The sequence below is a fragment of the Saccharothrix deserti genome, from assembly GCF_009769385.1.
Taxonomy (GTDB): domain Bacteria; phylum Actinomycetota; class Actinomycetes; order Mycobacteriales; family Pseudonocardiaceae; genus Actinosynnema; species Actinosynnema deserti.
The window spans coordinates 55,962-67,906 of record NZ_VKAB01000026.1 but is presented as its reverse complement, the minus strand read 5'-3'; the positions used below and the strand labels follow the sequence as shown (position 1 = coordinate 67,906).

The following is an 11,945-nucleotide window of genomic DNA, read 5'->3' as shown; positions in this document are numbered from 1 at the left end:
TCTGAACGGGACAGCGCCCCGATCCCTGACAGGGTTCGACTGTGGCGTGGATCACTCATGGCTCTGGCGGACCGCTCCACCGCCGAGGCGAGTCGGACGCGCGGGCCAGCCCTTCGCGCACCGCCTCCGTGACCTCGTGCAGGAACTCGATCGCCCCCGAGTCGCTGGGATCGTCCAGAGCTCCTCACGGCTTTCCACGGGTCACCTCTCCACGCCGAGGGGGCCGGTCACCGGTTCGGTGGTGATGGCGAAGCAGACCGCGGTCGTGGCGCCGGACGACCAGTACTCGACGGCGGGCATCACCGATCTCGCCGTGACGCCGGGGCGTGGCCCGCCCAGGTACGTCTCGACCGCCCGCACGCACCGGTCCAGCGACAGTTCCATCATGGTCCCGTAGCTGGGCGCGGGATCGGTGTGGGAGCCGAGCTCGACCACGCCGGGCACGGCCTCGCTGCGGTGCGGCTGGTCGCACGGGACGACGCGGGTCGGCTCGTCCAGCGGTTCACCGGCATAGCACTTCCGCAACGCGCCGAGACCCGACGACAGCGCGCCCGCGAGCGATCCGGTCCGCTTGGCCGCGTTGTTGTCCGGCCCTCGTTCCAGGATCGCGCAGGCGAACCACCGTTCACCGGCGCTCCACTGCCCCTCCGTCGGCCACAGCACGCGGTGTTCGAGCCGGGTGGCCTCGACATCGGGACCGCCCAGGTAAGTGGTCATCTCGGCGCGGCAGGTCGGTGAGATCGAGGTGGCGGACGGTGGGAAGTCGTCCGGGAATCCCGCCGGCGGCCGGTCGGACATGATCACTTCGGCCTGGTGCCCGGTGTCGCAGCCGACCGGCTGGAAGGCGTTGTCGACGATGGCGAGACAGTCGCCCGCCCGATAGGTTCCGCCTGCTTCGGTGGTGGCGGGGCGGAACTGGTGGTGGTGGTCGTCGTCGAAACCGAGGACGGATCAGTCGGTGCTTCGGGTGCGGGCCCGGCGCCGCACGCGCCCAGCAGCACTAGAGCGGGCAGGGCGGCGGCACCGCGACGCAGGATGGAGTCGACCACCCCGCCAACCTAGAACTCCGCCGCCGCGACCGGCGCCGGATGGCAGCTTCGTGCCGTGCACGGGCGTGCGTCTGTCCACAACGGACCGTGCCGGTCGATCACTCCTCACGCGGCGGTGGTGATCTCGGGCAGCAGTTCGAAGAGCGCGTAGGCGGATGTGAGGTGGAGTGGTTCCTCGGTGAACTGCGCGCCGTGGAGGTAGGCGTAGAAGACGACCGACGGGCCGTCCGGCATGGTGAAGCGGGTCAGCGGGTTCTCGGCGCCGGGGTAGACGCTGTGCGGGATGAAGCGGACGCTGACGTCGGTGCGGCCGACGGCGGTGCCCTCCAGCACGTAGGCGGTGCAGCGGTCGGGGTCGAGCCGTCCGAGTGCCGGGTGGATGCCCAGCGGCGCGAAGATGTCGATCCGTTCGGCGGTGCGGCACAGCACGTCGATCACGTTGATCGCTTCGGTGCCCCAGGAACACCACATGGTCGGTTCGGGCGCCGGCGAGTCGGTGGTGCCCGCTTCGTGGCCGAGCAGGCGGCCGCGCAGCGTGGGCACGCCTTCCGCCAGGCCGTCACGTCGTTGTGGGCGTTGGTCATCGTGCGTGGTCATGTCCACTCTTTCGTGCGTTCGTCGGTAGGTGGTCCCCGGCTTCGCGCGGCCATGGGAACACCGGGATGTCCTCGTGCTCGCGCCACGCCACGTCGCAATCGCGGCACGTGGGCCAGCAGCCGTCGGGACTCCTGGGCGGTGGGGCGTGCGGCACGGTCACCGCCACCCCGCACAAGGTCTGCCCCTCGTCGCGGGCAGCCAGCGTGGCGGGGATCGCGTGACGACGCCCTTGGTACGGCAGCCACCGGAACGGCCGGGCGCCCATCACGGCCGTCCGGGAGTGGAGAGGGGGCTGGGGCACAAGGTCGATCACCTCCGCAATCGGGCTGATGAGGCCGCGCTGAGGAAACGCGCCGGTCTGGAGGACGAACCAGGACGCGTCCGCGGCCCCATCAGCACCGTGAACATAGCGGGTTCATTTCTCTGGAAGGAATGACCTGATGGGGTGAACCTCGAACGCGGATCTACCGATAGGCTCGCCAGCGTCTCGAACCGAGGAAGGAACGCGCCGTGCCCAGTACGCAGACCCGTCGCAAACGCCGGCTTGGTGAGTACCTGACCGGGCTGCGCAAGGCGTCGTCCCACGATCCTGCATCAGTGGCCAGGATCCTGCGGAAGTCGCCCGCGACGGTCAGCAAGATCGAGAACGGTCACGTCCGGCCCGACTTCCCGACCTTGTCGGTGCTCCTCGCGCTCTACAACGCCGATGACGAGCAGCGGCACGCGGCGGAATCCTTGTGGGAGGACGCCGTCGAGGAGGCGAACCGGGTCGAGCACACGGTGGACATGAGCCCGAAGTACCGGGCATTTCTGCGCTCGGAAGCCGATGCCGTGTCAGCCCGGACTCTCCAGCAGACCGTCATCCCCGGCCTGCTTCAGACCGCGCGGTACGCCACCGCCATCCATGTTGCCGAGCAACGGTTCCAGACGGGCAAGCGCTCCTTGGAGAAGTCGGTGGCTTCCCGCTTGGCCCGGCAGCGGAGGCTTGACGACGCGCGCGACCCGCTGTCCCTTCACGCGATCATCGACGAAGCGGTCCTCCGTCGTGTCGTCGGCGGACCGGAGGTCATGGCCGAGCAGTTGCGTCATCTGCTGGACCGGGCGGCCGCGCCGAACATCACGGTCCAGGTGCTGCCCTACCAGGCCGGCGCGCACGCCGTCATGACCAGTGCCATCACCATTCTCGGCTTTGGCGACCCGAGCGATCCCGATTCCGTCTACCTGGAGTACCACGGTGGCGGTCGGTGGATCGAGGATGAAGCAGCCGTCGCGGCCTACGCGGCGGAGTTCGAAGCCCTGGCCGCCTTGGCGTTGCCGACTGAGGAATCGGTGGCGCTGGTACGAAAGGCGGCAGTGGAGATGGAGGAATCATGATCACGTCCAGCGAGTTCAGGAAGTCGAGCTACAGCGGCGCTCAGAACGAATGTGTCGAGGTGGCCGTCGAGAGTGGACGCTTCGCGATCCGTGACAGCAAGAACCCGGACGGCCCCGTGCTGATTTGGCCGCGAGGCACGCTGGTCCGGTTCGTTGCCGCTGTCGCGGAGAACCGCCTGGCGCACTGATCGTCGAGTGGCGGACAGGGGACGCCCCCGTTGCGCGCACGGGGGCGTCCCTGAGCAATCACGCGGCCGACTGCGGAAGGGTTGCATTCCGGAACGTGGTGGGGTCGGTGGCCGTTCTCGGCGGGCGCGCGGACGGCGGGCGCACGGACGGCGGGCGGCGGATGTGCGGCGTACCTTTGAATCCCGCCGCAAGCCCCGGGAGGGATATCCGATGGTGCAGCACACACGCGTGTTCAGCAGCTTCGCCGTCAACGACGCCGCGAAGGCCAAGGACTTCTACGAAGGCGTGCTCGGCCTACGTGTGACCGAGGACGAAAACGGCCTGCTGAGCCTGAACGTCTCCGACGACACGTGGATCATGGTCTACCCCAAGGAGGACCACGTGCCCGCCACGTTCACGGTCCTCAACCTCGAGGTCGAGGACATCGACCGGGCCGTCGACGACCTCACCGGGCGAGGTGTGCGTTTCGAGCGGTACGAAGGGATGGAGACCGATGAGAAGGGCATCTACCGCGAGTGGGGACCGGCCATCGCGTGGTTCACCGACCCCTCCGGCAACGTCATGGCGGTAGTTCAGCGATCGTGACGCGATTCCTTCACTCGATCGGGTGGTGTCGTGCCGTGGTCGATCGGTGCTGCCCGGTGAAGGTGTAGCTCTTTCCGGTCGCCACGGTCATTCCCGGACCACAGGAGGCTCACAGGGCGCGCACAGGTTCGGCCGGCTGGATGAACAGGACACCAACTCCTGATGAAGGACGCCCCCTGTGAACCAGTTGACGACCATAGCGGCCGACATCGTCGCCATCGCGATCCTGACCTTCGGTCTGTACTTCCCCCGCCACCACCGGCGTGATCTCGTCGTGGCGTTCCTCGGCGTGAACGTCGGCGTGCTGGCGGTGGCGATGGCGCTGGGTTCCTCGACCGTGACGGCCGGGCTGGGGTTGGGGCTGTTCGGTGTGCTGTCGATCATCAGGCTGAGGTCCGACGAGATCGCCCAGCACGAGGTCGCCTACTACTTCGCCGCGTTGGCGCTCGGCCTGCTGGCCGGGCTCGGCGCCGAACTGGGGCCGCTGACGCTCGCGTTGATGGGGCTGGTGGTCGTGGCGCTGTTCGTCGGCGACCACCCGAAGCTGTTCGGCTCCTACCGGCAGCAGACCGTGCACCTGGACACCGCGCACACCGACGAGGAGGCGTTGCGCGCGCACCTGCAGCAACTGATGGGCGGGCGCGTGGTGAACGTGGTGGTCAAGGAAGTGGACCTGGTGGACGACACCACGTTGGTCGAGGTCCGCTACGTCGCGCCACGCGTCCGTGAACGGGTGGCGGCGTGATCGCGCTGGACGACCTGCCGCCGATCGCGCTGGACGACCTGGTGGCCAGGGCCGAGCTGCTGACCAGGGTGGACCGCAAGTACCTACTGCCCGCCGCCGACCTGTTGAGCGGCGAGTCGGTGACGATCACCGAGGCCGGCACCTACCGGCTCACCGGCACGCTCACCGACGGCCAGGTCGTCGTCACCGCCCCCGACGCCACGGTGACGCTCGTCCTGGACGGCGTGGACATCAGCAGCTCCTCCGGCGCGGCGATCGCGGCGACCGAAGTAGGCGAACTGGTCGTGGTGCTCGCGGACGGCAGCACGAACACGTTGAGCGACACGGATTCCTACGCCGAGGACGCCGACGTCAACGCGGCGCTGTTCAGCGCGGGCGACCTCACCGTCGCCGGTGGGGGAGCGCTCACCGCGAAGGGCAACGGCAACGACGCCGTCGCGAGCAAGGACGGTCTCGTCGTGCAGTCCGGCACGATCACCGTCGACGCGGCGGACGACGGGCTGCGCGGCAAGGACTACGTGGTCGTGTCCGGCGGCGCGCTCACCGTCACGGCGGGTGGTGACGGCATCAAGGCGGACAACACCGAGGACGCCGACGCGGGCTACGTCTCGATCACCGACGGCACGGTCGACATCACCTCGAAGGGCGACGGCGTGGACGCGGCGACGGACCTCGTCGTCACCGGCGGCACGCCCAAGGCGACCACGGGCGGCGGTCACGACACGTCGCCGTCCGAGGACGTGTCCAGCAAGGGCCTGAAGTCCGGTGTGATCACCGTGCTGGCCGGTGGTCAGTCCACTGTGGACTCGTCGGACGACGCCCTGCACAGCGACGGCACAATCCACGTCGACGGCGCCACCGTCACCGCCGCGAGCGGTGACGACGGCGTGCACGCGGAGAGTTCGTTCGCGATCGACAGCGGGGCTGTGGACATCACCGCGTCGGTGGAGGGGCTGGAGGCCGCGCACATCGCGGTCAACGGCGGTGACGTGACCGTGGTTTCGAGCGACGACGGCGTCAACGCGGCCGGTGGCACCGGTGATCAGGCGGCGCAGGGCGGGCCGGGCGGCGGCGGTGGTGAGCAGGTCGGTGACTTCTCCGCGGTCGTGAGCGGCGGCTCGCTGGTGATCGACGCCGGTGGCGACGGCTTCGACTCCAACGGCACCGCCTCGATCACCGGCGGCACCGTCGTGGTGAACGGGCCGACCATGAACGGCAACGGCGCGCTGGACGTCAACGGCGACTTCACCATCAGCGGCGGCGTGCTGGTCGCGGCGGGCAGCGCGGGTATGGCGGTGGCCCCGAACGCCGAGTCCCCGCAGGGCTGGATCTCGGCCGGTGTGTCGGTCCAGGCGGGCACGACGGTGCACGTCGTGAGTTCGGACGGCACTCTGGTGGCAACCTTCGTGGCGTCGAAGAACATCGGCAACCTGGTCTACTCCTCGTCCGCCATCACCGCGGGCCGGCAGTACGAGATCCGCACCGGCGGCACGGCGTCCGGTGCGCAGACCGGTGGCCTGGCGGAGTCCGGCGACCTCGGCTCGGCCACGACCGTGGCGACCGTGACGGCGGGCGAGGCCGCAACCGGCGGCCAGATGCCCGGCCGTCGCTGACCTGGCCACGTGCTCGACCCGAGTGGACCACTCCAACACACCGGAGTGGTCCACTCGGACACGGCAGACCGGACTCGCCCGCGAGTGCGCGGTGTCGGCGGTGGGCGGCTGGATGGTTCAGCGGTGGTGCGCTGAACCCACCGCGGGCGACCGCGCGTGGCTACGATCGGGTGGTGTGAAGCCACCCCTCGACGCCGTGGCCGAGGCGCACCGGCGTCTGCTCCAGGTGATCGCCGACCTGACCGACGCCCAGGTCGCGGAACCGTCGCTGCTGCCCGGGTGGACGCGGGGTCACGTGCTCGCCCACCTCGCGGACGCCGCACGGGCTCGCAGTCGCGTCGTCGAGCACGCGTTGCGCGGTGAGCAGGTCGTCATGTGGGAGCCGGGTGATCAGAGCCCCAACGCGGCACGCACGGCCAGGCCGATGCCGACCAGCAGGACCAGGGCCGCGGTGATGGTGGGCAGGGCGGTGAAGCGGTCCCGGAAGCGTTCGACGGCGGCCAGGCGGTCTCGCAGGCGGACCAGGATCAGGCCCACAGTGGTGAGGGTGGCGGCCATGCCCAGGCCGTAGCCGAGGACGAGCAGCACCCCGAACCAGGTTCGGCCCAGCGCCACCGCGCCCAGCAGGACGACCAGCGCCGATGGGCTGGGCACCAGGCCGCCGGCCACGCCCATGCCGATCAGGTTGGTTCGACCCAGGCCGTGCCCATGCCCATGCCCGTGGCCGTGCCCATGCCCATGCCCGTGGCCGTGCCCATGTCCGTGCCCGTGGCCGTGCCCATGTCCGTGCCCATGACCGTGCCCATGACCGTGCCCATGACCGTGACCGTGTGCGGTGTCGTCGGCTGGGGGAGGGGCGTGACCGTGGCTGACCAGGACCGGGCGGCGCTGGCGTAGTGAGCTGCGCAGGAGGGTGACGCCGATCGCGGTCACCAGCAGGCCGCTGACCACGCCCAGCCAGCGCAGCACCGAATCACCCGCCACCGCACTGGTCGCACTGATCAGCAGCCCCAGGACCAGCACACCGGCCGTGTGGGTCAGGGTGACGGTCGCGCCCACCACCAGGGCGTCACGAGGGGTTCCCGCCCGACCCGCCAGGTAGGCGGCGATGACGGTCTTGCCGTGACCCGGCAGCGCCGCGTGCGAAGCACCCAGCACCAGCGACAACAGCACCGCCAGCACACCCACCAGAGGCGTCAGGTCCTGGGCGCCGGCGAACGACGTGAAAGTCGCCGTGGCCGCGGTCAGCAGGGACGAACCGCCCACGGTGCCACCGGCCACCGGCGCCGACGAACCGGGACCGACCTTCAGCACCACCGAGCGCACGTCCAACGGGTCCGACAGCAGGTCGTCCGGGTACGCGCGCAGCTCACCCGTCACGCTCACGCCGGGCACGGGCGGGTCCAGCAACGCCACCCCGTCGCCCACCGCCGTCATCTCGCGCCACCCGATCCGGTCGTCCCGATAACCGGCGCGAACAGCCACCGTCGAACCGGACGCCGGAGCCTCGACCACGCACGTCAGCCTGGTGGTGGCCAGCCCCGCGTCACCGGGAGGGAACTCGACCGCGCTCGACCGCACCTCGACCGGCACGGCCCGCCCGTCCACCTCGACCGATGTCGCCTGCGACAAGGCCGCGCACTCGCGTGACGCGTAATCGCCCACTTCAGCAGGTCGTTCCTGCAGAGTGGGGATCTCCGCCGTGTCGACCACCGCCCGCACGGTCACCCGGTCCGGGTGAACCGTGATCCCGTGGTAGTGGTTGACCGTGAAATTGCCCAACGGGTGCGCCGCGGCCTGAGCCGGGAACACCAGCGACACCAGCAAGCCCAACAAAAGCAGGCCGAGGAGCTTCACCGGAGACCGTCCAACGTCTCACGGGCGCGCGGCGCGTCCACGAACGAGAAGTGCGGGTTGATGCGCAACGCCTCGTCCAGCACCCCGGCCGCCTCTTCACGTCCCAACGCGGCCAGGATCATCCCCCGGTGGTACAGGAACACGGCGTTGTGCCACCCGGCCGAAACCGCACGATCGGCGAACGTCAACGCCTCCTCGTGCCGACCGTTCAGGTGCAGCGCCCACGCCATCGCGTCCGCCACCAGCACGTGCTGCCGCCGTCCCCACTCGGCCTCCGCCAGCCGCAGCGCCGACGCCGCGTCACCCCGGTCGGCCGCCACCACGGACGCCGCCAGGTCGTCCGGCACCAACGCGAACTGCCGCTCCAACACCTCGAACTGCGGCGAAGCGTCACGCCCCGCCGCACGCAGCATGTTCGCGTACTCGTGCACGAGCTGCGGCAACGGCGTGCGCTGCACCAGCTCCGAGTACATCCGCAACGCCTCGTCCAGCGACCCCTGGGCGAACGACACCTTGGCCTTGCCCTGCAACAGCATCACGTCCCGCGGATCGACCACCAAGCCCTGCGAGTACTGCGACAGCGCCTCGTCCAGGTTCCCGTTGTCGAACGCCAGCTCACCCAGGTGGTACCGGCAGAACACGATGTCGGGAGCAGCCGCCGCCGCACCCAGCCCTCGTTCCAACGCCTCCCGCGCGCCCGCCACGTCCCCGCGCTGCTCCAGGTCGTAAGCCGCCCGCGTGAACGACGAGACGCCGGGCTCCAGGTCCAACATCCGCTGCACCGCCGCCGTGGCCTCGGGAGCCATCCCGAGCTGCGTCAACGCGTCCGCCATCACCCCGTACACGGCCGCCGTGTCCGGCAGCAACGCCTGCGCCTGCGACCCGTAGTCGCGGGCGGCGGCGAAATCGTGCCGGGCGTTGGCCAACGCACCCAGCCCGACCAGCGCGAACCCGTTCCCGGAAGGCTGGTGCTGCAACGACGTGTCCAGCGCACCCTTCGCCTTCTCGTAGTACGACGGGTCACCGGTGATCCGCGCCTGCTCGACGTAAGCCGAACCCAGCGCGGCCCAGGCCCCGGCGTCCGACGGCGTCCGGCGCAGCTTGTCCTGCAACGCCGACACGGTCCGGTGCGAGGCGACTTCCACCACCGCGCCTGCCGGTTGCGCCGGCGCGTCCGAAGTGGACAGAGAAGATACGGCCGTGACGAGCAGGGCGATCCCGCCCACGACGGCGGTGACGGCGACGAGCCGGAGCATGGCGGCCTCCAACGATCCTCGAACGAAAAGAAGCCCCCTTGGAGGGGTGGGGAACCCTCCAAGGGGGACCGGACTACTCGGTCGGGGAGTCCTGCTGGGCACGGTGGCGCAGGACCCATGCCCCGGCGCCGATCAGCAGGATGGCGAGTAGTCCGCTCAACAGGGGCGCGGTCGGCAGACCACCGCCACCCGCTGTCGGCTTGATCGCGACTTCCGCCCCACCGGTGTTGACCGCGGTGTTGTTGGGCAGTGCCACGTACGGGAACTTCTTCTCGAACGCGTTCTCGTTCGCGTCGACCTTGTCACCGGCGGCCAGCGCCTCGACCACGCCGTTCACCGCGGCGCCCTCCAGCGCCTGCAGCCCGATGTCCAGCACGTCGTCGGACAGCCTGCGGCCGTTCGGGAAGCCCTGGTTGTCCTTGGCCAGCACACCGAGCCGGTTCGGGTCGGCCGCCGGCGCCACGGACATGTTCAGCCGCAGCTGCTCCGAGGGCACGAACCTCCGCTTGTCCACGTCGGCGTTGTTGACCTGCGAGTTCAGGTCGGCCTTGATGGGGCCGCCGAGCTTGGTGGTGATACCGGTCAGGAAGATCTCCACCAGGTCGTCCCGCCTGCCCTTCGGCGCGGGGATCTTGTAGATGGCTTCGACCAGCTGCGGCAGCTCCGGGTTGGTCACCCGGTCGACCAGCTCCTTGACCTTGCCGTCCTGGTCCGGCGTCAACGAGTTGAACGTGTCCTTCAGGCCCGCGGGCACGACGACCTCGTTGACCAGCGGGTTGCCCAGCCTGGACACCTGCACCCACTCGCCGTGGGCCCGGTAGCGGCCGGGGCTGAGCTCCATCGACCGGCGTTCGGTGTCGCCCCACACGCCGATGACCGGGTTGCGCTTGGCGTCGCCCTTCAACGCCACCCACGCCTTCGGCACCTGCAACGCGATGGTGTTGGAGTTGAACCCCTTCAGCGTGTCCTGCCCGACCTCGGACAGGTCCGCGCCGTAGAGCAGGTCGAACACCCGCAGGTCGAGGAAGAACGAGTCGTCGGCCTGCCCGACGTACGCCTTCGCGCCGCCCTGGATCTGGGTGATGGCCTGGTCGCGCAGCGCGGCGTAGTCCGGCATCGACTTCGGGCCGGTGTTGGACGGTGCGACCTTGCCCTTCTGGACCAGCTTCGTGGACGCGCCGCGCTGGTCGACCAGTTCCAGCGTGTAGGTCTGCCGGAACAGCAGGTTCTCGTCGTCCAACGAGTCCACGACGCCGTTGTTGTACAGGAACGTGGACTTGCCGCGCCGGTCGTCGTTCTGGAACGTGAACCGGTAGGTGAGGTCCGCGCGGGCGTCACCGTCGTTGTCGACGTTCAGGTCGTACCGCGCGTCGGTCGCCCACGGGTAGAAGTTGGGGCCGCCGTTCGGCTCCTGGAACGGTGAGAAATTCGCGATCAGCGTCACGGTGTCCTGGTGGTCGGGACTCACGAACGCGTAGACGTCGGTGTTGTCGACTGCAGGGTCGCCCGCGATCAGCGGCGCCTCGCGGTGGCTCGACGCGCCCGCACCGGACGTGCCGAGCAGGCCGGTGGCCAGGGCGGTTGCGCCGACCGCGGCCAACGCGGCGACCACCCGGGTGGCGCGGCGGCTGGTGAGCGGTGTGGACATGCTCGATCCCTTCATCGGATTCGCGAGCGTGCTGACACTGATCAGTTCGTCCCAGCGGCACTTCCGGTTCAGAACGTAGGGGTTGCGGGCTTCCGTTCAGTGGAAGGGGCCGTTGACCCGCGACGAGCGCGCTCAATAGCGTTCGCCGCACGAAATCCGCACGAATCGCCGGTTCGGACCGCGCACAACAGGAGGTCGGATTGGCCACCATCGCCCCCCTCGCGGAGGCCGTGGCGCACGTCGTGCGTGACGGCGACACCGTGGCTTTCGAGGGGTTCACCCACCTGATCCCGTTCGCCGCGGGGCACGAGGTGATCCGGCAGGGCAGGCGCGACCTGACCCTGGTCCGGATGACCCCGGACGTGCTGTACGACCAGCTCATCGGCGCCGGCTGCGCCCGCAAGCTGGTGTTCTCCTGGGGCGGCAACCCCGGTGTCGGCTCGCTGCACCGGTTCCGCGACGCCGTCCAGCACGGCTGGCCGAGGCCGCTGGAACTGGAGGAGCACAGCCACGCGGGCATGGCCAACCGGTACGTCGCGGCGGCGTCCGGGCTGCCGTTCGCGGTGCTGCGCGGCTACACCGGCACGGACCTGCCCGACCAGACGGCCAACATCGCCTCGGTGACGTGCCCGTTCACCGGTGAGGTGCTGACCGCGGTCGCCGCGTTGAGCCTGGACGCCGCGGTCGTCCACGCCCAGCGCGCGGACCGGCACGGCAACGTGCAGCTGTGGGGCATCACGGGGGTGCAGAAGGAGGCGGTGCTGGCCGCGACGCGTTCGCTGGTCACCGTCGAGGAGATCGTGGACGAGCTGGAGCCGCGGCCGGGCGCGGTGGTGCTGCCGTCCTGGGTGGTGGACTACGTCGCCGAGGCGCCGGGCGGTGCCCACCCGTCCTACGCGCACGACTACTCCGTGCGGGACAACGACTTCTACGTGGCGTGGGACGAGATCAGCCGCGACCGGGACAAGTTCGCGCAGTGGCTGGAGAGTGTCGCGTGACCGATCAGAAGCCCACGACCGACTACACATCGGA

12 protein-coding genes and 1 pseudogene are annotated in these 11,945 nt (G+C 69.8%); 7 read left to right on the top strand and 6 right to left on the bottom strand.

What is annotated here, in order from left to right:
- Positions 1–201: 201 nt before the first annotated feature.
- The 3 genes from FM051_RS34550 to FM051_RS34540 form a co-directional block, all read right to left on the bottom strand.
- Positions 202–798 (bottom strand): septum formation family protein, encoded by a 597-nt coding sequence (locus tag FM051_RS34550; RefSeq protein ID WP_476655324.1) that lies wholly within the window; start codon positions 796–798, stop codon positions 202–204.
- Positions 799–1,154: 356 nt separating this feature from the next.
- A complete protein-coding gene (locus FM051_RS34545; protein WP_158850839.1) occupies positions 1,155–1,646 on the bottom strand; it encodes a hypothetical protein in 492 nt (163 codons plus the stop codon).
- Positions 1,630–1,911 (bottom strand): HC3 family zinc finger protein, encoded by a 282-nt coding sequence (locus tag FM051_RS34540; RefSeq protein ID WP_158851077.1) that lies wholly within the window; start codon positions 1,909–1,911, stop codon positions 1,630–1,632. Before FM051_RS34540 ends, FM051_RS34545 begins: the two co-directional genes overlap by 17 nt.
- Positions 1,912–2,156: 245 nt before the next feature.
- On the opposite strand from FM051_RS34540, the gene FM051_RS34535 reads away from it, so the two are divergent.
- The 6 genes and pseudogenes from FM051_RS34535 to FM051_RS50855 form a co-directional block, all read left to right on the top strand.
- Complete coding sequence (locus FM051_RS34535; RefSeq protein WP_158850838.1) at positions 2,157–3,020, top strand: helix-turn-helix domain-containing protein; 864 nt, start codon at positions 2,157–2,159, stop codon at positions 3,018–3,020.
- Positions 3,017–3,208, top strand: coding sequence for a DUF397 domain-containing protein (locus FM051_RS34530; RefSeq protein ID WP_158850837.1), 192 nt, complete (start codon positions 3,017–3,019; stop codon positions 3,206–3,208). Before FM051_RS34535 ends, FM051_RS34530 begins: the two co-directional genes overlap by 4 nt.
- Before the next feature lie 211 nt (positions 3,209–3,419).
- Positions 3,420–3,794 carry a VOC family protein gene (locus FM051_RS34525; protein WP_158850836.1) on the top strand — a complete coding sequence of 125 codons (375 nt, stop codon included), beginning with the start codon at positions 3,420–3,422 and terminating at the stop codon, positions 3,792–3,794.
- Between the two features lie 178 nt (positions 3,795–3,972).
- Positions 3,973–4,539, top strand: coding sequence for a DUF4956 domain-containing protein (locus tag FM051_RS34520; protein WP_158850835.1), 567 nt, complete (start codon positions 3,973–3,975; stop codon positions 4,537–4,539).
- Positions 4,536–6,152, top strand: coding sequence for a carbohydrate-binding domain-containing protein (locus FM051_RS34515; protein WP_158850834.1), 1,617 nt, complete (start codon positions 4,536–4,538; stop codon positions 6,150–6,152). The genes FM051_RS34520 and FM051_RS34515 overlap by 4 nt, the downstream gene beginning before the upstream one ends.
- 112 nt (positions 6,153–6,264) lie before the next feature.
- Positions 6,265–6,654 (top strand): annotated as a pseudogene (locus FM051_RS50855) (maleylpyruvate isomerase N-terminal domain-containing protein); the annotation flags it as partial.
- On the opposite strand, the gene FM051_RS52265 reads toward FM051_RS50855, so the two are convergent.
- From FM051_RS52265 to FM051_RS34495, 3 genes are all read right to left on the bottom strand, one after another.
- Positions 6,543–8,009, bottom strand: coding sequence for a nickel/cobalt transporter (locus tag FM051_RS52265; RefSeq protein WP_238412866.1), 1,467 nt, complete (start codon positions 8,007–8,009; stop codon positions 6,543–6,545). The pseudogene FM051_RS50855 and the gene FM051_RS52265 sit on opposite strands and share 112 nt — an antisense overlap.
- A complete protein-coding gene (locus tag FM051_RS34500; protein ID WP_158850833.1) occupies positions 8,006–9,265 on the bottom strand; it encodes a tetratricopeptide repeat protein in 1,260 nt (419 codons plus the stop codon). The genes FM051_RS52265 and FM051_RS34500 overlap by 4 nt, the downstream gene beginning before the upstream one ends.
- A 73-nt stretch (positions 9,266–9,338) precedes the next feature.
- Positions 9,339–10,913: a DUF4331 domain-containing protein gene (locus FM051_RS34495; RefSeq protein WP_158850832.1), complete on the bottom strand. Its 1,575-nt coding sequence runs from the start codon at positions 10,911–10,913 to the stop codon at positions 9,339–9,341.
- A 200-nt stretch (positions 10,914–11,113) separates the two neighbouring features.
- On the opposite strand from FM051_RS34495, the gene FM051_RS34490 reads away from it, so the two are divergent.
- Positions 11,114–11,911: a CoA transferase subunit A gene (locus FM051_RS34490; RefSeq protein ID WP_158850830.1), complete on the top strand. Its 798-nt coding sequence runs from the start codon at positions 11,114–11,116 to the stop codon at positions 11,909–11,911.
- Positions 11,912–11,945 lie beyond the last annotated feature (34 nt).